This is a genomic window from Methylobacterium sp. J-001, assembly GCF_022829565.1.
Taxonomy (GTDB): Bacteria; Pseudomonadota; Alphaproteobacteria; order Rhizobiales; family Beijerinckiaceae; genus Methylobacterium.
In genome coordinates, this window is the sequence record NZ_JAKSYN010000123.1 from 16,477 (window position 1) to 38,911 (window position 22,435).

The following is a 22,435-nucleotide window of genomic DNA, read 5'->3' on the forward strand; positions in this document are numbered from 1 at the left end:
CCGGCTGCGCCTAGGCTCAACGCGATAGATCGCCGCCGAAAGCCGCCATGTCCGCGCTCATCACGATCGACGCGTCGGGATTCCGTCCGGCCGCGCTCTGGGCCGATCTCAAGGACCTCGCCGGCAGCGATGCGCGGCTGTTCGCCTTCGCCAAGCGGGCTGCCTGGGTGCTGGTGCCGCTCACGCTCGCCATCGTTGTCGGGGTGTTCGGCACCGGGCCGGAGCCGCGCCGGAACTGGTACGGCGACATGCTGGGCAACGATTTCAGCCAGGTCTGGGTAGCCGGCCGGTCCGCCCTCGAAGGGCGCGGCGGCGAGCCCTACGACCTGCCCGTCCATCTCGAGAACCTGAAGGCCGCCTTCGGGCCGGAATGCCGCTTCGCCTGGCACTACCCGCCGGTCTTCCTGATGCCCGCCGCCGCCTTCGCCATCCTGGAGCCGCAGCCCGCCTTCCTGCTCTGGACGGCGCTCTCGCTGGCGGTCTTCACCTGGGCGATGCGGTTCGCCGCCGGCCGGCGGGATGCGGCCTGGATGGCGGTCGCCCATCCGCTGGTGTACTGCACGCTCTCCTACGGCCAGAACGGGTTGTTCACCGCTGCGCTCCTGACCTTCGGGACGCTGCTGGTGGACCGCCGCCCCTGGCTCGCCGGCCTGTGCTTCGGCCTGCTGGCCTACAAGCCCCATTTCGCCGCCCTGGCGCCGCTGCTCCTGCTGATCACCGGCCGCAGGGCCTGCCTGACCTCCTGCCTCGCCACCGTGCTCGCCCTGTGCCTCGCCTCGCTCGCCCTGTTCGGTACCGCGCCCTGGATCGGCTTCGTCGGTACGTTGGGCGAGACCAACCGGATCATCCTGCAGAAGGCTGCAGCCGGGCTCGAGCTCAACGCCAGCGCCTTCGGGGCCGTGCGCCTTTGGGGCGGCCCGATCGCCGCCGCCTGGGCGCTCCAGGCGGTGGTGGCCGCCCTCGCGCTGGGGCTGGCCATCCGGGCCTGGACGAAACCTGCGGAGCCGAACCTGCGTGCCGCCGCCCTGCTCGCCGCCGCGCCGCTGCTCTCGCCCTATCTGCCGGTCTACGACCTCGTGCCACTGGTCCCGGCGACGCTGCTCCTGGTGCTCACCGCGCACCGCGCCGGCGGCCTGCGCCGCCACGAGCGGGCGTTCCTGCTCGCGACGCCCCTGTTCGCGCTCCTGCGCGAAGGTGCTGGGCTGACGGGTGTTCCATTCGGGCTGGTGCTCGGACTCGCCGCCCTGGCCTGCATCGCCGACCGGATCCGCCCATCAGGATCTTTGGACGGGCAGCACTCCGCTCTGGTTTGAGCGCCTGCGCCGTTCCCAGAACCCACACGCCGTCGTTGCGAGCGCAGCGAAGCAACCCAGGGGAGCGGGCGACCTCCGAGTGTGGCGTTTCCCGAGGTTGCTTCGCTGCGCTCGCCATGACGGCGGGGCGTTTTCTTGACACCGACACGACGTCGTGTCTCGATCATAGCAAGTCCTAGCGCAGAGGCGTCGACATAACAATTCGATATCTATTTAAGAGACGAAACATACGCCAAACGATGACAAGGATTTGCCCGGTTTTATCTCGGTCTCTGTTTATTGATAGTCAGACATCATACGCGGGAGAATCATTGTGTTTTCAGCGTTCCTGAAATCCCTTGGCAGCGCCTATCATCCGCACGCGGAGGCACCGAAGACTGCCACGCACTCAACCTTCGATCGACGTACCCGGACGACATCGACAGCGTCGACCACCGCCGCGGACACCGACACAAAAAGCTTCTCCCAGGTCGCCGTCGACACCCGAAAAGCATTGGATGCGGGCTATCAAAAACTCGGCAAGGCGGCGGATGCCGGCACGACGGACCAGGATTGGCACGGCACCATCCGCATTCAGAAGCTGGACCGCCGCGCGCTCTATGCCATCACAACCAATCACGGCGGCCTGTTCTCCGCGGCCGAGGTGAGGGCGGCTCAGTCCGAGGTGGCGGCCATCGAGTCGCGCGCGTCCCACGCCGCCAATCCCCGCGGGACCGACGCGGCGGCGGCCGCCAAGGCGACCATCACGGTGCTGGACGGCGCCGGCCCGGAGGAGAAGGCGTCCCTGGAGTGGGCGCAGAAGCGCGCCGCGGCGCAGGTCCGGTATCAGGCCCTCGCGAAGGAGCGGCACCAGGGACGGGCCGCCCTGAGCGTCGAGACCGGCGACCCGGTCGTCAACCGGTTCGTCAAAGCCTGGGGCGAACTGGAGAAGGCGCAAGCCTACGCTGAGGATCCCAAATCCATCCGCATCGCGGACATGGCGTCCTGGTCGAAGGCGATCGCGCTCTGGACGAGCTTGCAGGAGCCGCACACGAAGGTCTTGGGGCGCCTTTGATCGGCGTTAGTACGGATACCTTGCGGTTCGACAAGTAAGCTTGATGGGTCCCTGCGATGTCTTGGAACATACATTGGCTTGAGGCCTCGGGCGATCTGCACCCCTGGCGTGACACTATCGCGGCGGAGATCGCGGTCGCCCGCGATGCCATCGCGACCGTGCTGCCGTTGCCCTCCCTCGACATCCTCGTGGACCGCCGCCCGGGCGAGACAATTCCCGAGACCGGCACGACAGGGCGTGCCGATCGGCCGAACCTGTTCTCGCTGACGATCGATCCAGACAATGCCAACTTCCACGCCTCCCTGAGCAACGGCGACATTCGCCGGACGGTGGTGCACGAGGTGCATCATTGCCTGCGCATGGCCGGTCCTGGCTACGGCATGACGCTCGGCGAGACCCTGGTCAGCGAGGGCCTGGCCGGCCAGTTCGTGCGCCACCTGCTCGGCACGCCGCCCGAGCCGTGGGAAGCCGCCGTCTCCGACGCCGTGCTCGCCGCCCACCGGCCCGATTCCGCCACGCTCGCGGGTACGGATCACGATCACGGCGCCTGGTTTTTCGGGCGCGGCGGGCGCCACCCCCGCTGGCTCGGCTACACGCTGGGCTACCGGATCGTCGGGGATTGGCTCGCGGCGGGGCCGGCGCCCGATGGCGACACGTGGGTCAATGTTCCCGCCGATACGGTGCTGGCAGCGGCCCGGGGGCTTACGCTCGCCGAGGTTTGAGATGGGAAGCCACGATCCCATTCGCTTTTTGATGGTCAGGCTTGTGGATCCACGCGCCTCAAGATGAGGCGCAGGTCCCCCCGTACGCATGGACGACGATGTTCACACAACGCCCTCGGCGCGGCACGACGCGCGCTCCTCCCCCTTGTGGGGAGGAGTTGGAGGTGGGGGTGGTTCAGGAGGTACCTTTGCCCCCTATCCTGCACCACCCCCACCCCTGACCCCTCCCCACAAGGGGGGAGGGGAAAGGCGTTGCGTTTCAGCAGCTTGTCAGAAGACGAGGCCGATACGTCATTCTGCTGGACCACAAAGGGGGGGAGGGAGAGCCGGAGCGTCTCTCGGTATCCTGCCGACCCAGATGCGGGTATTTGCACGCCCTTGCGGGAGCGGGGGCGAAGCGCTCGGCGCAAAAGAGGATCGAAAAACCCGATAGCGTTCCTCGAACGCCCTATTGCACTGCAGCGCGTCAGGATCAGTGCGACGATGGGACGGTCGAGGCCGATAGCCTTCACGTGATCCGAGAGCCGGCCCGGCCGCCGCCCGAACCACCACACGCCAGTCCATCCCCAAAAGTCACCGCTCATACGGCCGCGGCATGCGGAACGGCAGCATCAGCTGCACCAGCGGGTTGCGGAAGCGGTCGAGCGACAGGCTCTCGTGCACCGCCCGCACCGGCTCGCCGGCCAGCGTCGAGGCGAGCAGGGAGCGCGAATAGAACGGCGTGTCCTCGAAGGTGGTGAGCACCCGGGAGCGGCCGTCGTCGCTGCGGGTCTCGCGGGGCATGCGCCAGAACGACGTGGCCGGCAGCGGCGCGGCCAGCGGCGGGCGGATGTCGCGGCGGCTGCCGTCGTGGCCGAAGCGCAGCGACAGGTTCTGCCCGCCGCCGTCGCGGTGGCGCACGTCGTACAGGATCGCGGCGCCGTCCGGCAGGTCGGCCCGGCACCAGGTCCAGCGCGTGAAGGCCGATGCCAGGGGCTCGTCGCCGTCGTTGGTGTCGAAATAGCCGCTGCCGCGCCAGCCCAGGCCGGGCTGGTCCAGATCGACCTCGACCCGCGAGGACGGAGACATCGGCCACCAGCGGTGGCGGCCGTTCGGGTCGAGCTGGAACGGGCCGGGGGTGAAGCCCCGCGGGGTGAGCCGCACCGTGCCGCGGATCCGCCGGGGCAAGGGGGCGCCGCGCTCGTCGATCCGGACCGTCAGCGCCGTGCCGTCCCAGTCCATCGCACTGGGGCCGATGGCGATGGAATGCCGGCTCCGGGACAGGCTGGCGGCACCGCGCTCGGTCATGGCGAACCGGCTGCGGTCGCCGTACAGCACCACGTTCATGGCGCAGTGGGCGAACGGGTTCCTGTCGGCGCTCCAGCCATAATACGGCGAGAACACGCTGCCGATGAAGGCGATGATCGTCAGCCCCTGGCGTCCGTCGTCGCTCACCGCATCGACGTACCACCACGCGTAGCCGTTTTGCGCGACCGGGCCGTCGAATCGAGGTCCTGCAGGATCGCCGCCGCCGCCAGACGGCCCGATTGCGCCGCCATCGGCACGCCCGGGCCGGGATGGATCGAGCCGCCCGCCAGGTACAGGCCCGGCAGGGCCGTCCGGGCGCCCGCCCGCTTGAAGGTCGAGGCCCAGCCTTGCGGCGCCCGGCCGTAGAGCGCCCCCGCGCTCCCGGGAAACCGGCTCTCGAACCCCGCCGGATCGGTCACCACCGGGGGCGAGGTCATCGCCAGAGTCAGCCCGCAGGCTTCCAGGCGGCGGCTCAAATGCGTCGCGCATGTCTCGATCTCCGAGGGCGTCGGCGGGCGGTCCCGGCCGTCGGCCGGGGCGTTGACGAGCAGAAGCAGGCGCTCTGGCCCGGTGGGCGCGGCGTGCGCCTCGGTCCGGTCCTGAGCGCAGACGTAGACCGTAGGGTCCTCGGGCAGGCGCCGCCGCCGCAGGATCGCGTCGAACTCGGCCCGGTAATCGCCCGAGAAGAACACGTTGTGGTGGGCCAGCGGAAATCCACTGGGTGCCGCGACGGCGCTCAGGGTCATGGCGGAGAGCGAGCGCTCGGCCGGCGCCAGGCGCTCGCCCATCGGCGCCGCCTCCCTGCCGAACAGCCCGGCGCCCAAAGCCGAGGCATCCGCGTTGCAGACGACCCGATCGGCCGGAATCGTCGCGCCGTCCGCCAGGACCACGCCGGAAACCCGGCCGCCCGCGGTGTCGATCCGCTCCACATGGGCGCCGTAGCGGAACGTGGCGCCGCGCGCCGCCGCCAGGTCCGCCACCGCCTTGGCGAGCGCGCTCATGCCGCCCGACACGGTCCAGACGCCCGCCTGCTCGACATGGGCCACCAGCATCAGCGTCGCCGGCGCGGTGAACGGCGAGGCACCGCAATAGGTGGCGTAGCGCCCGAACAACTGCAGCAACCGGGGATCGCGGAAGAACGTGCCGAGCGCCGACCACAGGGTGGCGAAAGGCTGGATACGCCACAAATCGCCCAGCCCCGAGATCCCGACCCGCTGCGCCAGGCCGGTGGGGCTCGTCCGGCCCTCACGGATGAACGGCCCCTCCAGGGTGCGGTAGACTTCCGCTGACCGGGCGCAGAACCGGCGGTAGCCCTCCGCTTCCCGGGGGCCGGCGAAGGCCTCGATCGCCGCCGCCGAGGTGTCAAGATCGGCGGACAGGTCCAACCGTGCATCCTTCGTCCAGGCGTGACGGGCGAGGAGGCTGGCGGGGGTAAGCTGCGCATGGTCTGCGAAGGAAGCGCCGGATTCGGCGAACAATTCTTCGAAGATCCAGCGCATCGTGAACACGGTCGGACCGGTTTCGACGCAGGCATCGCCGACCCGGACGCTCGCCATCTTGCCGCCCGGCCGCGCGGCACGCTCAACCACCGTTACAGCGAGCCCGGCATGGGCCAACCGTAAGGCGGCAGCCAGGCCGCCGATCCCGGCACCGATCACGACGACGCGTTCCTGCGCCACGCTGAACCCCGCCTCCAACCGCTCCGATCGGGATTGATCTGCGTCCCGACAAGTGTCAATAAGAAATGACACTTGTCGCTGACAACCGATGCTAACACGGGAGGCGCGCCATGGAGTCGGGCCGGCGGATCGAACAGGCGCTGGACCGCGCCGTGGCCTATGCCGAGGCGCCGGGGGCGCCCCCTTTGCTGGCCGAGGCGCTGCGTTACGCTGTCTTCCCCGGTGGACACCGCATCCGTCCCCGCCTGTGCCTCTCGGTGGCCCGGGCCTGCGGCGACGACGATCCCGCCTCGTCGGAGGCCGCCGCGGCGGCCATCGAGCTTCTGCACTGCGCCTCCCTGGTCCATGACGACCTGCCCTGCTTCGACGACGCGCCCCTGCGCCGCCAGAAGCCGACGATCCACATCGCCTACGGGGAGCCGATCGCGGTGCTCGCCGGCGATGCCCTCATCGTGCTCGCCTTCGAGACGCTAGCCCGGGCCGCCGGCCCCTATCCGGTCCGGCTCGGCCGCCTGGTCGGTCTGCTCGGCCGCGCCGCCGGCTCGCCCAGCGGCATCGCCGCCGGCCAGGCCTGGGAATCCGAAGCCCATATCAGCCTGAGCGACTACCAGCAGGCCAAGACCGGCGCCCTGTTCGCCGCCGCGACCGTGCTGGGCGCAGCAGCAGCCGGGTCCGACCCGGAGCCCTGGCGGCGCCTGGGCGAATGCCTCGGCGAGGCCTATCAGGTCGCCGACGACCTGCGCGACGTCGCCTGCCGCCAGGAGGAGATCGGCAAGCCCGCCGGCCGGGACGCCACCCTCGGACGCCCCAACGCTGCGGCATTGCTCGGCACCGACGGCGCCCTGGAGCGCCTGGCCCGCCTCACCCGCGAGGCGGTGGCGGCGATCCCGGCCTGCCCGGGCGTGGCCCAACTCACCGCCGAGATCGAGGCGCAGGCGCGGCTGTTCCTGCCCGCGAGCCTGCGCGCGGTGGCGGCCTGACCGCCGGCTCGGTTCCCGGCCCCGGTGCAGCCTTGGCCGCACCGGCTTCGCTGCGCGATCGCTGGCTCGGCTGGCGCAACCGCCTGGTGGCCAGCCCACGCTTCCAGCGCTGGGCGGCGGGCTTCCCGCTGACCCGGGGCATCGCCCGGAAGAACACCCGCGCGTTGTTCGATCTCTGCGCCGGCTTCGTCTACGCGCAGGTGCTGACGGCCTGCGTCCGCCTCGACCTGTTCCGGATCCTCAGCGAGGGGCCGCTGACCCTCGACGCGCTGGCGCGCCGGCTCGATCTGCCGGTCGAGAACGCCCGCTGCCTGCTGCGCGCTGCCGCCTCCCTGGATCTCGTCCAGGCGCTCCCCGAGGATCGGTTCGGTCTGGCGGATCTCGGGGCCGCGCTCACCGGCAACCCCGGCATCGCCGCGATGGTCGAGCACCACGCCCTGCTCTACGCCGACCTCGCCGATCCGGTCACGCTGCTGCGCGGGCAGGCGGGGCCGACGCGGCTCGCAGGCTATTGGCCTTATGCGGGCGGCGTGAGCGCCGATGCGGCGGCGGTCGCGCCTTACGGTGGCCTGATGGGCGCCTCGCAGGCGATGATCGCCGACGACGTGCTCGATGCCGTTGACCTGTCCCGGAGCCGGCACCTGATGGATGTCGGCGGCGGCGAGGGCGCCTTCCTGCAAGCCGTAGCGGCTCGACACAAGACCTTACCCCTGACGCTGTTCGACCTGCCGGCCGTCGCCGGCCGCGCCGCCGACCGGCTCGCGCAGGCAGGGCTGTCCGAACGGATCGCCTGCCGGGGCGGCAGCTTCCATGACGGCCTGCCGGCCGGCGCCGATACGATCACGCTGATCCGGATCGTCCACGATCACGACGATGGCCCGGCCCAGGCGCTTCTCGCAGCCGCGCACGCGGCGCTTCCCCCCGGTGGGACGCTGATCCTGGCAGAGCCGATGGCCGGCACGCCGGGCGCGGAGCCGGTGGGGGACGCATATTTCGGCTTCTACCTCCTCGCCATGGGCTCGGGCCGGCCGCGCCGGTCCGAAGAACTTCGGGCCATGCTGCGGACGGCTGGTTTCGCGACCGCTTACGAGCAAAAGACCCGCCGCCCCCTCCTGACACGCCTGATCGTGGCGCAGAAAGACGTTCGCTAGTGTAAGAATGACTTGACGCAGCATTGTGTCTATCTAGGATGACACATCGCGATCCCGCACCGGCGAGAGTCGCAAAAACATCGGGCGGAAAATTCCAGTCATGGACGCGCTCGCCGTCATCCTCGAACGTCCGGAGCATTTGGCGCTCAGTCGCCTGGCCCTGACACCTGCCGGAGCGGCCGACGCGGTCGTTGCCGTGTCCTGGAGTGGCATCAGCACCGGCACCGAGCGCCTCCTCTGGTCCGGCCGCATGCCCCCGTTCCCCGGAATGGGCTACCCGTTGGTCCCCGGCTACGAGTCGGTCGGGACGGTGGTCGAAGCCGCCAAGGATGCGCCGATCCGGGTCGGCCAGACCGTCTTCGTTCCGGGTGCACGCTGCTTCGGTGCTGTGCGCGGCCTGTTCGGCGGCGCAGCCTCCCACCTCATCGCCCCCGCCGCCCGCCTCGTGCCTGTCGACCCGGACCTGGGTGAACACGCCTGCCTGATCGCGCTCGCGGCCACGGCCTACAGGGCGCTGGGCAGCCTCCGTCCTGGGACGACGCCGCTCATCGTCGGGCACGGCGTGCTCGGGCGCTTGCTGGCCCGCCTCACGCTCGCTGCCGGCGCCGAGCCGACCGTCTGGGAAATGGACCCGACCCGGCGCGACGGCACACCCGGCTACCGGGTCCTGGCGCCGGAGGACGACACCCGACGCGATTATGCGGTGATCACCGACGTCAGCGGCGACGCCTCCGGCCTCGACGGCTTGATCGCCCGGCTCGCCCCCGGCGGCGAAATCGTGCTGGCCGGCTTCTATGAAGCGCCCCTGTCCTTCGCCTTTCCGCCGGCCTTCATGCGGGAAGCCCGCATCCGGATCTCGGCCGAGTTTCGCCCCGACGATCTCGCCGCCGTTACGGCGCTGATCGAGAGCGGCCGGCTCTCCCTCGACGGGCTGATCACCCACCGCGTCCCGGCGGCGCAGGCCCAGGACGCCTATCGGACTGCCTTCGCCGATCCCGCCTGCCTGAAGATGATTCTCGACTGGAGGGACGCCGCGTGAACGTTCAGCTGAACAAGGTCGCCCTCGACCAGGCCACCAAGCTCCGCGCCGAAGCGGCGATCGAGCCGGACGCGGTCGCGACCGCTCCGGTGAAGAAAGAGACGCAGATCATCGCGATCTACGGCAAGGGCGGCATCGGCAAGTCGTTCACGCTGGCCAATCTCAGCTACATGATGGCCCAGCAGGGCAAGAAGGTCCTGCTGATCGGCTGCGACCCGAAGAGCGATACCACGTCGCTGCTGTTCGGCGGCAAGGCCTGCCCGACCATCATCGAGACCTCGACCAAGAAGAAGCTCGCCGGCGAGGCGGTGGCGATCGGCGATGTCTGCTTCAAGCGCGACGGCGTCTATGCCATGGAGCTCGGCGGCCCCGAGGTCGGGCGCGGCTGCGGTGGCCGGGGCATCATTCACGGCTTCGAGCTGCTGGAGAAGCTCGGCTTCCATGAGTGGGGCTTCGACTTCGTCCTGCTCGACTTCCTGGGCGACGTGGTCTGCGGCGGCTTCGGCCTGCCGATCGCCCGGGACATGTGCCAGAAGGTCATCGTCGTCGGCTCGAACGACCTGCAATCGCTCTACGTCGCCAACAACGTCTGCTCGGCCGTCGAGTATTTCCGCAAGCTCGGCGGCAATGTCGGCGTCGGCGGCCTGGTGATCAACAAGGACGACGGCACCGGCGAGGCCCAGGCCTTCGCCGACGCCGCCGGTATCCCGGTCCTCGCGTCGATCCCGGCTGACGACGACATCCGCCGCAAGAGCGCGAACTACGAGATCATCGGCCGGCCGGAGAGCCGTTGGGGCAGTCTGTTCTCGGACCTGGCCGCCAACGTCGCGACGGCGGCGCCGCACCGCCCGACGCCGCTCACGCAGGACGGGCTGCTCGGCCTGTTCTCCAGCGATGTCACGGGCCGCGACGTGGTCCTGGTTCCTGCGACCCACGAGGACATGTGCGGCGTCGCCCACGTGACCAAGCCGTCCCTCGAAGTCGTCTACGACGAGGTTTGAGGCATGGCCGTCTCCCTCGACATCTCCGACCTGCGGGCTCGTCCCCGCCCCGCCGCCCCGCCGGCCGAGGCGATCAACCTCGACGCCACGAAAGGCGACGGGCTGGGCTGCCATTCCGGCAAGGATGCGATGCGGGAAGCCGCGGAAGCGGCCGGGATGTCCGAGACGCTGGCGCAGCTCCGCAGCGATTACCCGCAGGGGCCGCACGACCAGCCGCAGAGCATGTGCCCGGCCTTCGGCTCGCTCCGGGTCGGCCTGCGCATGCGCCGGACCGCCACGATCCTTTCGGGCTCGGCCTGCTGCGTCTACGGCCTGACCTTCACGTCGCATTTCTACGGCGCCCGGCGCAGCGTCGGGTACGTGCCGTTCAATTCGGAGACCCTGGTCACCGGCAAGCTGTTCGAGGACATCCGCGACGCGGTCCACGCGACGGCCAAGCCCGAGGACTACGACGCGGTCGTCGTCATCAACCTCTGCGTGCCGACCGCCTCGGGCGTCCCGCTCCGCCTGCTGCCGAAAGAGATCGACGGCGTCCGGGTGATCGGCATCGACGTGCCGGGCTTCGGAGTCCCGACCCACGCCGAGGCCAAGGACGTACTGGCCGGGGCCATGCTCAAGGTCGCCCGCACCGAGGCCGAACAGGGACCAGTCGCGACCCCGCGCGGCGGCCGCTCGGAGCGCCCGAGCGTGGCGCTGCTCGGCGAGGTCTTCCCGGCCGACCCGGTGGTGATCGGCGCGCTGCTGGAGCCGTTGGGCCTCTCGGCCGGACCAGTCGTGCCGACCCGCGAATGGCGCGAGCTCTACGCTGCCCTGGATTGCGCCGCAGTGGCCGCGATCCACCCCTTCTACACCGCCTCGATCCGCGAGTTCGAGACCGCGGGCCGTCCCGTGATCGGATCCGCCCCCGTGGGCGTCGATGGAACCGCGGATTGGCTCGACCGGATCGGCGAGGCCTGCGGCGTCGCCCGGGCCACCGTAGAGGCCGCCAAGAACACGATCCTCCCGGGCATCCGCGGCGCCCTCGCCGCCATGCCGATCAAGGGTCGGATCACGCTGTCCGGCTACGAGGGCTCGGAACTGCTGGTGGCGCGGCTGCTCATCGAGAGCGGCGCCGAGGTCCCGTATGTCGGTACCGCCTGCCCGCGCACGCCCTGGTCCGAGGCCGACCGCGACTGGCTCGAGGCGCGCGGTACCGAAGTCCGCTATCGCGCCTCGCTGGAGGACGACCTCTTCGCCCTCGACGCGCTGAAGCCGGATCTGGCGATCGGCACGACTCCGGTGGTGCAGCGGGCCAAGGAGCGCGGCACGCCCGCCCTGTACTTCACCAATCTGATCTCGGCCCGCCCGCTCATGGGTGCGGCCGGCGCCGGCTCTTTGGCGCGGGTGATCAACGCGGCGCTCGCTAACAAGCCCCGCTTCGACGCCATGCGCGATTTCTTCGAGGGCGTCGGCACCGGTCACGCGGCCGGCGTCTGGCAGGAAACCCCGCAGAAGCGCCAAGGCCCGAAGATCGAAGGCCCGAAGAAGCCGATCGGGGAGATGGCGTGATGCTGATCCTCGATCACGACAGGGCCGGGGGCTACTGGGGCGCCGTCTACGTCTTCACGGCGATCAAGGGCCTGCAGGTTGTCATCGACGGCCCGGTCGGCTGCGAGAACCTGCCGGTCACCTCGGTGCTGCACTACACCGACGCGCTGCCGCCGCACGAATTGCCGATCGTCGTCACGGGCCTCGCCGAAGAGGAACTCGGCCGCCATGGCACCGAGGGCGCGATGAAGCGCGCCCATGCCACCCTCGATCCGGGCCAACCGAGCGTGGTGGTAACCGGCTCGATCGCCGAGATGATCGGCGGCGGCGTGACCCCCGAGGGCACCGGCCTCCAGCGTTTCCTGCCGCGCACCATCGACGAGGACCAGTGGCAGGCTGCCGATCGCGCCATGCGCTGGCTCTGGCAGGAATACGGGGCCAAGAAGTTCGCCAAGAAGGGCATCCCGGCCCGGCCCGAGAAGAAGCCCGGCGAGAAGCCCCGGGTGAACATCATCGGGCCGGCCTACGGCACCTTCAACATGCCCTCCGACCTCGCCGAGATCCGGCGGCTGGTGGAGGGAATCGGCGCCGAGGTGAACCTGACCTTCCCGCTGGGTTCGCACCTCGCGGACGTGCCCAAGCTCGTCAACGCCGACGCCAACGTCTGCCTCTACCGCGAGTTCGGCCGCCTGCTCTGCGAGGATCTGGAGCGGCCCTACCTGCAGGCGCCGATCGGCATCCTCTCGACCACCAAGTTCCTGCGCTCGCTGGGTGCGATCCTCGGCCTCGACCCGGAGCCGTTCATCGAGCGCGAGCGCCACACCACGATCAAGCCGGTCTGGGACCTCTGGCGCTCGGTCACGCAGGATTTCTTCGGGACCGCCAGCTTCGGGATCGTCGCCACCGAGACCTACGCCCGCGGCGTCCGGCACTTCCTCGAGGACGAGATGGGCCTCCCCTGCAACTTCGCGTTCAGCCGGTCGGCCGGATCGAAGCCGGACAACGAGGCCGTGCGCAAGGCCGTAACCGAGATGCCGCCGCTGGTCCTGTTCGGCTCGTTCAACGAGCGGATGTACCTGGCCGAGGGCGGAGCCCGGGCGACCTACATCCCCGCCTCCTTCCCCGGGGCGATCATCCGGCGGCATACCGGCACGCCGTTCATGGGTTTCGCCGGCGCGACCTACCTGGTTCAGGAAGTCTGCAACGCGCTGTTCGACACGCTCTTCCACATCCTGCCGCTCGCCCGCGACATGGATAAGGTCGAGGCCACCCCGGCGCGTCGCCATCGCGAGCTGCCCTGGGACGAGGCTGCGCGCGCGGCGCTGGACGATCTGGTCGAGGCGCAACCGGTGCTGGCGCGCATCTCCGCCGCCAAGCGCCTGCGCGACGCCGCCGAGCGCGCCGCCCGAACTTCCGAATCCGCAGCCGTGGCCCCCGCCCATGTGGCGCGTGCCCGTGCCGATCTTGCCGGGGGGATCCCCGCATGAACCGCCTTTCCGTTCCCCCGAGAGGAGACCTGACGATGCGTACGATGGTCCCGACCGCGCGCCTGCACCAGGAAGCGCTGCAGTTCCGGCTGATCCTGGCCGCGACCTACCCGTGCTTCCTGGCCGCCGCCGCGTTCGCCCGCTTCAAGCCCGCTCGGGATGCGTCCCGCTCCGGCCTCGCCCCGGCGCCCCGCTCGGTCTTCGGCGAGGCCCGGGCCATGGCGGTCCAGACGATCCCCTTTGCCTTCATGGGCTGAACGCCCTGTTCGAGACGCTTCCGTCCGGTGACGCGGGGGAAGTCAAGCCGTGACCGCCAAGGGCGCCACGGCGGAACCCGTCGCGCTTCGTCTGGAGCGCGGCCAACATACGGAGGTCTGAACGATGGCCGGTGGACCCGTTGCAACAGAAAGACCGAGCAGCCTGTCCGGGCTGACGGAACCGGAAGCCAAGGAGTTCCACGCGATCTTCCTCACGAGCTTCCTCATCTTCACGGCGATTGCCGTGGTCGCCCACATCCTCGTCTGGCTGTGGCGCCCGTGGCTCCCCGGACCGCAGGGCTACGCCTCCCTCGAGGGCGTCACCGATGCGGCCCGCGCCCTCGTCACGATGATCGGCTGAGGAGGATCGGATGCACAAGGTCTGGTTACTGTTCGATCCGCGGCGCACGCTGGTGGCTCTGTTCACCTTCCTCTTCATCCTGGCGCTGCTGATCCATTTCATCCTGCTCTCGACCGACCGGTTCAACTGGCTGGAAGGTCCGAAGGCGAACAAGGCGGCGAGCAACATCACGCTCGTCCTGCCCAGCATGCCCGCCTGATCCAGGCCGGCCGGGACCGCGGCGCGCGAGGGCCGCGGTCCCCAAGATCCCAAGACTGATTTCGGCCGGGCTGAGGAGTGTCCGCCATGGCGATGCTGAGCTTTGAGCGAAAGTACAGGATCCGCGGCGGCACGCTGCTGGGCGGCGACCTGTTCGACTTCTGGGTCGGGCCGTTCTACGTCGGATTCTTCGGCGTGACCGGGCTGTTCTTCACCGTGCTCGGCACCGCCCTGGTGATCTACGGCGCGGCGATCGGACCGACCTGGAACGTCTGGCAGATCAATATCGCGCCGCCCGACATCAGCTACGGGCTGAAGCTCGCACCGCTCAAGGAGGGCGGACTCTGGCAGATCATCACGATGTGCGCGCTGGGCTCGTTCCTGTCCTGGATGATGCGCGAGGTCGAGATCTGCCGGAAGCTCGGCATCGGCTATCACGTGCCGGCCGCCTTCGGCATGGCGATCTTCGCCTACTTCACCCTGGAGGTGATCCGGCCGTTCCTGATGGGCGCCTGGGGCTACGGCTTCCCGTACGGCATCCTCAGCCACCTCGATTGGGTGTCGAACACCGGCTACCAGTATCTCCACTTCCACTACAATCCGGCGCACATGCTGGCCGTGACGTTCTTCTTCACGACAACTCTGGCGCTGGCCATGCACGGCGGCCTGATCCTCTCGGCGACCAACCCGAAGAAGGGGGAGACCGTGAAGACCCCCGAGCATGAGGACACCTTCTTCCGCGACACGATCGGCTACTCGATCGGCACGCTCGGCGTCCACCGGCTCGGCCTGTTCCTGGCCCTGTCGGCGGGCTTCTGGAGCGCCGTCTGCATCGTGATCAGCGGGCCGTTCTGGACGCAGGGCTGGCCGCAATGGTGGGGCTGGTGGCTCAACCTGCCGGTGTGGCGCTGAAAAAACGCATCGCCCGCCGAGAATCGGGCGAACCGATACCAAGGATCCAAGCCGGAGCCGCACGACGCGTGCGGCCGACCGGGGGGAGGGCGGGCGATGGCCTATTACCAGAACATCTTCACCCAGGTTCAGGTGCGTCCGCTGGAGCCGGAGAACGGCGTTCCGGTGAGCTCGAACGAGCGCGTCGGCAAGCCGTTCAACAGCTACCTGTTCGGCCTGCTGGGCAACAGCCAGGTCGGCCCGATCTACATCGGCTACGTCGCCGCTCTGTCGATGGTCTGCGGGCTGATCGCCTTCGAGATCATCGGCCTCAACATGTGGGCCTCGGTGAACTGGGATCCGGTTCAGTTCGCCCGGCAATTGCCCTGGCTCGCCCTGGAACCGCCCTTGCCGAAATACGGGCTGAAGATCCTGCCGCCGCTGAACGAAGGCGGCTGGTGGCTGATCGCCGGCTTCTTCCTCACGGCGGCGATCCTGCTGTGGTGGGTCCATCTCTATCGCCGGGCGCGGGCGCTCGGCATGGGTACCCATGTGCCGTGGGCCTTCGCCTCGGCGATCTGGCTCTACCTGGTCCTCGGCTTCATCCGGCCGGTGATGATGGGCTCGTGGTCGGAGGCGGTGCCGTTCGGCATCTTCCCCCACCTGGATTGGACCGCGGCGTTCTCGCTCCGCTACGGCAACCTGTTCTACAACCCGTTCCACATGCTCTCGATCACGTTCCTCTACGGATCGACCCTGCTCTTCGCGATGCACGGGGGCACCATCCTGGCCTGCTCCCGCTACGGCGCCGACCGCGAGATCGACCAGATCGTCGATCGCGGCACCGCCACCGAGCGCGCCGCGCTGTTCTGGCGCTGGACCATGGGCTTCAACGCCACGATGGAATCGATCCACCGCTGGGCCTGGTGGTTCGCGGTGCTGACCACGCTGACCGGCGGCATCGGCATCCTGCTCACCGGCACCGTGGTCGACAACTGGTACCTCTGGGCCGTCAAGCACGGCGTCGCCCCGTCCTATCCGCAGGTCTACGGCCCGATCGTCGACCCCGCCCATCTCGTACCCGGCATGAAGCCGTGAGGAGGCCGTCATGAAGACGATTCTGGCGGTGGTCGGCGGGGCGCTGGCCCTGTTCCTCACCATCGCGATGTTCGGGGGCGCGGGCTGGACCCATCCCCCCATGGCGGCCAAGCAGACCGGCTTCCGCGGCACCGGCATGGACCTGATCCGGACCCGGGCCGGGAACGAGGCGCTCTCGGCCGCCAATGTCGCCCCGCCCCCCGCCGACCCGGCCGATGCGGGCGGCGAGAAGGCGTCGGCCGTCTACGAGAACGTCCAGGTGTTGGGCGACCTCTCGGCCGAGCAGTTCAACCGGCTGATGGTCTCGATCACCGAATGGGTGGCGCCTCAGCAGGGCTGCACCTACTGCCACAGCACCGAGAACATGGCCTCCGACGAGCTGTACCAGAAGCGGGTCGCCCGGCGGATGCTGCAGATGACCCAGACGATCAATTCGTCCTGGAAGGAGAAGCACGTCCACGAGGCGGGCGTGACCTGCTACACCTGCCACCGGGGCAATCCGGTGCCGGCCAACATCTGGTTCGACCGTCCCGTCCAGGGCGAGGGTAAGTTCAGGCCGCGCAACAACAGCCAGAACCTTGCCTCCGCGGAGGTCGGCAACACCTCGCTGCCCTACGACGTCTATCAGGCCTTCTACCAGCACAAGGAGACGTCCGAGGACGCGGTGCGGGTCAACGGGACGACGGCTCTGCCCGAGACGAAGGGCAAGCCGATCCAGGACGCCGAGAAGACGTTTGCGATCATGATCAGCATGTCGCAATCGCTCGGGGTGAACTGCACCTTCTGCCACAACACCCGGTCCGTGGCGCAGTGGGACACCAGCACGCCCAACCGGGTCCATGCCTGGTACGGCATCCGCATGGTGCGCGACCTGAACCAGGACTACATGGAGCCGCTCACCTCCACCTTCCCGCGCAACCGGCTCGGGCCGATGGGCGACGTGCCGAAGATCAACTGCGCCACCTGCCACAACGGCGCCAATAAGCCGCTCAACGGCGCCAACGTGATCGGCCCCTACCCGGAACTGTCGCACCCGACCATCGAAGCCAGTCTGCCGACCGGCGAGGCGAAGGATCCGATCCCGGGGACGAACACGCCGGCCCTCAAACCGTCCAAGCCCTGATGCGACCGCACGAAGCGCCGGACACAATCCGGCGCTTCGTCGTGGGTCGGCGCCGGGGAACCGTCACGTGCTACGGGCGTCGACCGTGAACGGCCGAGCTCGGCCATTTGGAGGCTCCCGTGACTGTTACGATCTCGAACCTTCAGCCGCTGATCGCGATCCTGGCCGGGATCCTGATCCTGATCGTCCCGCGGCTGCTCAACTACATCGTGGCGATCTACCTGATTGTGGTCGGCGTGATTGGTCTCGGGCTGCTGCGCGGCCTCTCCTGAGACCCTCAGCAAGGTTAAGTCCTGACAGACCGCGCCGGGCGTCAGCCTGATGCGCACAAGCCCGCAATGCGTTCATCTTGCGTTGCGGTGCGGGATGGTCCAACCCGCGCCCATCAGCTCGGCCTGCGCCGGGTATCAGACACGGACGGGATCGACATGGCGACCGGCAGCGCGAAGTGGGTCTATGCCTTCGGCGACGGCAAAGCGGAGGGCAAGTCGCAGATGCGCGACCTGCTCGGGGGCAAGGGCGCCAACCTCGCCGAGATGTGCAATCTCGGCCTTCCGGTCCCGCCCGGCTTCACCATCACCACCGAGGTCTGCACCTCCTATTACGATAACGGGAACGCCTATCCGCCCGAGCTGAAGGATCAGGTCGCGGCCGCGCTGAACCAGATCGGCACGCTGACGGGCCGCAAGTTCGGCGATGCAGCGAACCCGCTGCTGGTCTCGGTCCGCTCGGGTGCCCGCGCCTCGATGCCGGGCATGATGGACACCGTGCTGAACCTCGGCCTCAACGACCAGACCGTCCTGGCGCTGGCCAAGGAGGCCGACGACGAGCGCTTCGCCTACGATTCCTACCGCCGCTTCATCACCATGTATTCGAACGTGGTGCTGAATGTTGAGCACCACGCCTTCGAGGAGGCGCTGGAGCACTATAAGGAGGGCAAGGGCTACGAGCTCGACACGGAGCTCGGCGCCGAGGACTGGAAGACCCTGATCCAGACCTACAAGAAGATCGTCCGCGACGAGCACGGCTCCGACTTCCCGCAGGTGGCCGAGGACCAGCTCTGGGGCGCGATCAGCGCCGTGTTCAATTCCTGGATGATCCCGCGGGCGAAGAAGTACCGCGAGCTGAACAGCATCCCGGAAAGCTGGGGCACGGCCGTCAACGTTCAGGCCATGGTGTTCGGCAACATGGGCGATACCTCGGCCACCGGCGTCGCGTTCACCCGCAACCCCTCCACTGGCGAGAAGGCGCTCTACGGCGAGTTCCTGATCAACGCCCAGGGCGAGGACGTGGTGGCGGGTATCCGCACGCCGCAGAACATCACGGAAAAGGCCCGGATCGAGGCCGAGAGCGACAAGCCTTCGATGGAGAAGGCCATGCCCGAGAGCTACGCGGAGCTGACCCGGATCTACGGGATCCTGGAAGCGCATTACCGCGACATGCAGGACATGGAGTTCACCATCGAGAAGGGTAAGCTCTGGATGCTCCAGACCCGCAACGGCAAGCGCACCGCCAAGGCGGCCCTGCGCATCGCCGTGGATCTGGCCGGCGAGGGGCTGATCTCCCGCGAGGAGGCGATCGGCCGGGTCGAGCCCTCCGCCCTCGATCAGCTGCTGCACCCGACCATCGACCCGAAGGCGGACCGGAAGGTCATCGCCTCCGGTCTCCCGGCTTCCCCCGGCGCCGCCACCGGCGAGATCGTCTTCAACTCCGAGGACGCGGAGGCGCTGCGCAAGGCCGAGCGCAAGTGCATCCTGGTCCGCATCGAGACCTCGCCCGAAGACATCCACGGCATGCACGCCGCCGAGGGCATCCTGACCACCCGCGGCGGCATGACCAGCCACGCGGCCGTGGTCGCCCGCGGTATGGGCAAGCCCTGCGTCTCCGGCGTCGGCTCGATCCGGATCGACTACAAGGCCCAGACCATGAAGGTCGGGGACGCCACTCTGAAGGCCGGCGACCGGATCACCATCGATGGCTCGACGGGCCAGGTGATCCAGGGTGAGGTCAAGATGCTGGAGCCCGAGCTGTCGGGCGACTTCGCGACTCTGATGGAATGGGCCGACCAGTTCCGCGGCATGAAGGTGCGGGCCAATGCCGACACGCCGACCGACGCCCGCACGGCGCGGAATTTCGGTGCCGAGGGCATCGGCCTGTGCCGCACCGAGCACATGTTCTTCGAGGGCGACCGCATCATCGCGGTCCGCGAGATGATCCTGGCCGACGATGCCGAGGGCCGCCGGGCCGCGCTCGCGAAGATCCTGCCCTACCAGCGCCAGGACTTCGTCGAGCTTTTCACGATCATGTCCGGCCTGCCGGTCACGATCCGCCTGCTCGATCCGCCGCTGCACGAGTTCCTGCCGCACACGGATGCCGAGGTCGCCGAGGTCGTGAAGGCGACCGGCGTGTCGGAGGACAAGATCCGCCACCGGATGCGGGAATTGTCCGAGCACAACCCGATGCTCGGCTTCCGCGGCTGCCGCCTGGCGATCGCGTTCCCGGAGATCGCCGAGATGCAGGCCCGGGCGATCTTCGAGGCCGCCGTCCAGGCTGCCGCCGATACCGGCAGCCCGGTCACCCCCGAGGTGATGGTGCCGTTGGTCTTCACCCGTACCGAGTTCGACATCGTGAAGGCCCGGATCGACGCCATGGCCAAGGCGGTGTCCGAGGAGAAGGGCGCCACCCTGGACTATCAGGTCGGCACCATGATCGAGCTGCCGCGCGCTGCGCTCAAGGCCGGCGAGATCGCCCAGACCGCCGAGTTCTTCTCGTTCGGCACCAACGACCTGACGCAGACGGCGCTCGGCATCTCCCGCGACGATGCGGCGACCTTCCTGGGGCCCTACACCCAGAAGGGCATCCTGCCGGCCGATCCGTTCATCACCATCGACCAGGAGGGCGTGGGCGAGCTGGTCCGCATCGGCGTCGAGCGCGGCCGGGCCACCCGACCGAACATCAAGCTCGGCATCTGCGGCGAGCATGGCGGCGATCCGGCCTCGATCGGCTTCTGCCAGGAGGTCGGGCTCGATTACGTCTCCTGCTCACCCTACCGGGTGCCGATCGCCCGCCTCGCCGCGGCTCAGGCGGCGCTGGGCAAGGTGCTGGGCAAGGAAGGCTGACACCAGTCGACCGTATCGGGGGCGCGTACACCGCCCCCGATACGGGCCATCAACCAAACCAACCGAATCGCCGTTGATAAATGCTCGTCCCCGTTGAACGCGAGCTACGGCGGCACGTTTAGTGATTGAACCGATGGGTTGCGCGTGCTGGTAATCAGCCCGCCTCGGATCCAACGTCAGGCGCCAAACTCCTCGCCATGATCAATCGCAGCCTTTCTCCGCTGGACCTTGCCAATGGTGCAGCGGCCCCTGTGCCGCGGGCTGCGGTCAGGGCCTATCTGGCGTTGGTATCGGGCCTGGGCGCCATCATAACCGCCGTGATGCTGATGATGTCGGTCGCTTCCAACAGCGGTGGCGAGGCTGAGCGCATTGCCGACACGCAGGACGACGGTTACGCCGCGACCCTCGTCTCCGCTCTGGCGATCAATCTTTCCAAGCCGCTGCGGTAAGCACAGCCCGAACGTATACGATCGGACAATCAGCGCGTGCTGCGCGTCGCCGAGCCGGTGAACCGGGCGGCGGTGAGTTCGTCGCCAGGGCTCTTCGCGCTGAAACGGGTGGCGACCGGGCCGGGTTTCGCCGCCACCACGGCGTCCGGCGCCGTATCGCGAAGGCGGGTGGTCGCAACGCGGACCGGGACGCTGCGGCTTGCCGGCGTTGCGACCGGACCAGACGACGCCGCCTCGAACAGCGAGCGCAACTGCGCCTTCGCGTCGGCATCCGCAGCAACCAGAGGCCGCCGTGGAGCCGGCTCGACAGCCGAGTCCCTCGCCAGAGCCCGTGTCGCATTCGGAGCCGCGAGGTTGGCCATGCCGCCACCGAGCGCGGCGAACTGCACGGGACGCGGCGGCGGCAGCGGCATGCTGATGGCGGCCGCGGCGACGGCGGAGAAGCCTGAGGGCCGGCGCGGCGGCAGGGGCGCGATCACCGCCGAGACGGCCTCGTCGGCGACCGGAGCCGGCTTGTCCACAGTGAGGAGGGCTCTGGCGTCGACCGGTCTGCCCTCGGTCGCTTGATCGGGGCGGCCCAAGGTGTTGCGGAGCGTCTCGTCGGTCGCCGGAGCCGCGTAGGCCAGGGCGACCCGGGTACCGATCGGATCCTGTGGATCGGCGCTGGCGACGGCCACCACCGGTGCCTGCCGGCCCCGTTTCGCGACGGGCGCGGGCGGCGGAGCCGCCGCCGGCTCGGGCGCGGAGGCGCCGCCGCCGAACAGGCTCGCCAGGAATCCGAACAGGCCCGGCCCATCCTCCTCCTCGCCGCTCGCCATCTGGGTGGTGAGGCCGGCCACGGTGCCGCCGCGGGCCAGGATCTCGGCCTTTGCTTCCTCGTAGCGGGGGAAGGGGCGGTTGTCGCTCGCGAGGTGGACGGTCTTCCCGTCCGGGAACAGCCGCGCGAGCTGATCGTGGGTCATGCGCGGCCACATCCGCACCGAGCCGACGTCGAGGTGGATGAAGGGCGTCCCGGCATGCGGATACCAGCCCACGCCGCCGCGCTGCATCTGGAGCCCGACCTCGCGGATCCGGTCGATCGAGACCTCGGGCAGGTAGAAGTCCATGGCCTTGCCCAGCATGTGCTGGCTGAACTCGGCGACCATCCGGGAGCGCCGGCGCAGCATCGCGTTGGTGCCCGGCGAGCGATAGGCCGAGACCACATGGATCGGCTGCGTCGCGCCGACCTGCCGGTACGCCTCCCAGACCGTGTCGAACAGGCGCGGATCCATCTTGATCGGCTCGTTGACGCGCCAGTCGCGCAGCAGCCAATTCATCTGTTCGAGGGCCGCTCGATCGTAGCGACCATCGCGCTTGAACGTGATGGTGGCGCTTTCCTTGGTGTGCGTGTGGAAGATCGTGAGCGAGCGCGTATCGCCGTTGGCCACCGCATTCTCGGTCTCGGCCGCGCCGGCGATCAGGCCGAGCGCCGTGCCGCAGAGGGCGAGGACGAGGTGTCGGGCGGTTCTGCGAAGGCTCGGCACGGCGGTCCTGATCCTCTCCCGAACCCGCGAAGGGTGCTCGGCGGATGTCTGGTCGAGGCGGTCGGCCTGTAACGGCCGAAATCGCTTCCCTTCGCCGAGTATGCGAAGGAAACGGCTAAGGCTGGACCGTGGCGAAATCGTGCCCGGCTGTGCGGCCGCGCACCTCTGAGTTGACG

Annotated in this window: 21 protein-coding genes; 18 read left to right on the forward strand and 3 right to left on the reverse strand. The window is 69.0% G+C overall.

Going from position 1 to position 22,435, the window contains the following annotated elements; translation table 11 throughout:
• Positions 1 to 47: 47 nt before the first annotated feature.
• From MKK65_RS14210 to MKK65_RS14220, 3 genes are all read left to right on the forward strand, one after another.
• A complete protein-coding gene (locus MKK65_RS14210) occupies positions 48 to 1,313 on the forward strand; it encodes a glycosyltransferase family 87 protein (RefSeq protein WP_243958375.1) in 1,266 nt (421 codons plus the stop codon).
• A gap of 493 nt (positions 1,314 to 1,806) precedes the next feature.
• A complete protein-coding gene (locus MKK65_RS14215; protein ID WP_243958378.1) occupies positions 1,807 to 2,367 on the forward strand; it encodes a hypothetical protein in 561 nt (186 codons plus the stop codon).
• A 56-nt stretch (positions 2,368 to 2,423) separates the two neighbouring features.
• Positions 2,424 to 3,089, forward strand: a complete 666-nt coding sequence (locus MKK65_RS14220; RefSeq protein ID WP_243958380.1) for a DUF2268 domain-containing putative Zn-dependent protease — start codon at positions 2,424 to 2,426, stop codon at positions 3,087 to 3,089.
• A gap of 573 nt (positions 3,090 to 3,662) precedes the next feature.
• Here MKK65_RS14220 and MKK65_RS14225 read toward each other — a convergent pair.
• Together MKK65_RS14225 and crtD are read right to left on the reverse strand one after the other, a co-directional pair.
• Positions 3,663 to 4,523 (reverse strand): carotenoid 1,2-hydratase, encoded by an 861-nt coding sequence (locus tag MKK65_RS14225; protein ID WP_243958382.1) that lies wholly within the window; start codon positions 4,521 to 4,523, stop codon positions 3,663 to 3,665.
• Positions 4,520 to 6,127 carry a 1-hydroxycarotenoid 3,4-desaturase CrtD gene (crtD, locus tag MKK65_RS14230; protein WP_409565432.1) on the reverse strand — a complete coding sequence of 536 codons (1,608 nt, stop codon included), beginning with the start codon at positions 6,125 to 6,127 and terminating at the stop codon, positions 4,520 to 4,522. The genes MKK65_RS14225 and crtD overlap by 4 nt, the downstream gene beginning before the upstream one ends.
• A 38-nt stretch (positions 6,128 to 6,165) precedes the next feature.
• Between crtD and MKK65_RS14235 the strand changes: the two genes are divergently transcribed.
• The 15 genes from MKK65_RS14235 (at position 6,166) to MKK65_RS14305 (ending at position 20,736) form a co-directional block, all read left to right on the forward strand.
• On the forward strand, positions 6,166 to 7,035 hold the full coding sequence (locus tag MKK65_RS14235; protein WP_243958384.1) for a polyprenyl synthetase family protein: 870 nt from the start codon (positions 6,166 to 6,168) through the stop codon (positions 7,033 to 7,035).
• 32 nt (positions 7,036 to 7,067) lie between these two features.
• Entirely contained in the window at positions 7,068 to 8,186 is a 1,119-nt protein-coding gene (locus tag MKK65_RS14240) for an acetylserotonin O-methyltransferase (RefSeq protein WP_243958385.1), read from the forward strand.
• A 100-nt stretch (positions 8,187 to 8,286) separates the two neighbouring features.
• Positions 8,287 to 9,225: a chlorophyll synthesis pathway protein BchC gene (bchC, locus tag MKK65_RS14245; protein WP_243958386.1), complete on the forward strand. Its 939-nt coding sequence runs from the start codon at positions 8,287 to 8,289 to the stop codon at positions 9,223 to 9,225.
• Positions 9,222 to 10,226 carry a chlorophyllide a reductase iron protein subunit X gene (locus MKK65_RS14250; RefSeq protein WP_243958387.1) on the forward strand — a complete coding sequence of 335 codons (1,005 nt, stop codon included), beginning with the start codon at positions 9,222 to 9,224 and terminating at the stop codon, positions 10,224 to 10,226. The genes bchC and MKK65_RS14250 overlap by 4 nt, the downstream gene beginning before the upstream one ends.
• Before the next feature lie 3 nt (positions 10,227 to 10,229).
• Positions 10,230 to 11,774, forward strand: a complete 1,545-nt coding sequence (bchY, locus tag MKK65_RS14255; RefSeq protein WP_243958388.1) for a chlorophyllide a reductase subunit Y — start codon at positions 10,230 to 10,232, stop codon at positions 11,772 to 11,774.
• Positions 11,774 to 13,240 (forward strand): chlorophyllide a reductase subunit Z, encoded by a 1,467-nt coding sequence (gene bchZ / locus MKK65_RS14260; RefSeq protein WP_243958389.1) that lies wholly within the window; start codon positions 11,774 to 11,776, stop codon positions 13,238 to 13,240. Before bchY ends, bchZ begins: the two co-directional genes overlap by 1 nt.
• A gap of 35 nt (positions 13,241 to 13,275) precedes the next feature.
• Positions 13,276 to 13,497, forward strand: coding sequence for a hypothetical protein (locus MKK65_RS14265; protein ID WP_201025810.1), 222 nt, complete (start codon positions 13,276 to 13,278; stop codon positions 13,495 to 13,497).
• A gap of 124 nt (positions 13,498 to 13,621) precedes the next feature.
• The gene (pufB, locus tag MKK65_RS14270; protein WP_058194392.1) at positions 13,622 to 13,858 is read left to right on the forward strand and encodes a light-harvesting antenna LH1, beta subunit; all 237 of its coding nucleotides are present in this window, start codon (positions 13,622 to 13,624) and stop codon (positions 13,856 to 13,858) included.
• Between the two features lie 10 nt (positions 13,859 to 13,868).
• Positions 13,869 to 14,057 (forward strand): light-harvesting antenna LH1, alpha subunit, encoded by a 189-nt coding sequence (pufA, locus tag MKK65_RS14275; RefSeq protein ID WP_058194393.1) that lies wholly within the window; start codon positions 13,869 to 13,871, stop codon positions 14,055 to 14,057.
• A gap of 86 nt (positions 14,058 to 14,143) precedes the next feature.
• Positions 14,144 to 14,968, forward strand: coding sequence for a photosynthetic reaction center subunit L (pufL, locus tag MKK65_RS14280; protein ID WP_058194394.1), 825 nt, complete (start codon positions 14,144 to 14,146; stop codon positions 14,966 to 14,968).
• Between the two features lie 96 nt (positions 14,969 to 15,064).
• Positions 15,065 to 16,045 carry a photosynthetic reaction center subunit M gene (gene pufM, locus MKK65_RS14285; protein WP_243958391.1) on the forward strand — a complete coding sequence of 327 codons (981 nt, stop codon included), beginning with the start codon at positions 15,065 to 15,067 and terminating at the stop codon, positions 16,043 to 16,045.
• 10 nt (positions 16,046 to 16,055) lie between these two features.
• Entirely contained in the window at positions 16,056 to 17,168 is a 1,113-nt protein-coding gene (pufC, locus tag MKK65_RS14290; RefSeq protein WP_243958393.1) for a photosynthetic reaction center cytochrome PufC, read from the forward strand.
• Between the two features lie 119 nt (positions 17,169 to 17,287).
• Complete coding sequence (locus MKK65_RS14295) at positions 17,288 to 17,440, forward strand: DUF3096 domain-containing protein (RefSeq protein WP_082643410.1); 153 nt, start codon at positions 17,288 to 17,290, stop codon at positions 17,438 to 17,440.
• Between the two features lie 156 nt (positions 17,441 to 17,596).
• Complete coding sequence (ppdK, locus tag MKK65_RS14300; protein ID WP_243958395.1) at positions 17,597 to 20,287, forward strand: pyruvate, phosphate dikinase; 2,691 nt, start codon at positions 17,597 to 17,599, stop codon at positions 20,285 to 20,287.
• A 197-nt stretch (positions 20,288 to 20,484) separates the two neighbouring features.
• The gene (locus MKK65_RS14305; RefSeq protein ID WP_243958397.1) at positions 20,485 to 20,736 is read left to right on the forward strand and encodes a hypothetical protein; all 252 of its coding nucleotides are present in this window, start codon (positions 20,485 to 20,487) and stop codon (positions 20,734 to 20,736) included.
• 29 nt (positions 20,737 to 20,765) lie between these two features.
• Here the strand turns inward: MKK65_RS14305 and MKK65_RS14310 are convergent, their stop codons facing one another.
• Complete coding sequence (locus tag MKK65_RS14310; protein ID WP_243958398.1) at positions 20,766 to 22,259, reverse strand: DUF882 domain-containing protein; 1,494 nt, start codon at positions 22,257 to 22,259, stop codon at positions 20,766 to 20,768.
• Between the last annotated feature and the right edge of the window lie 176 nt (positions 22,260 to 22,435).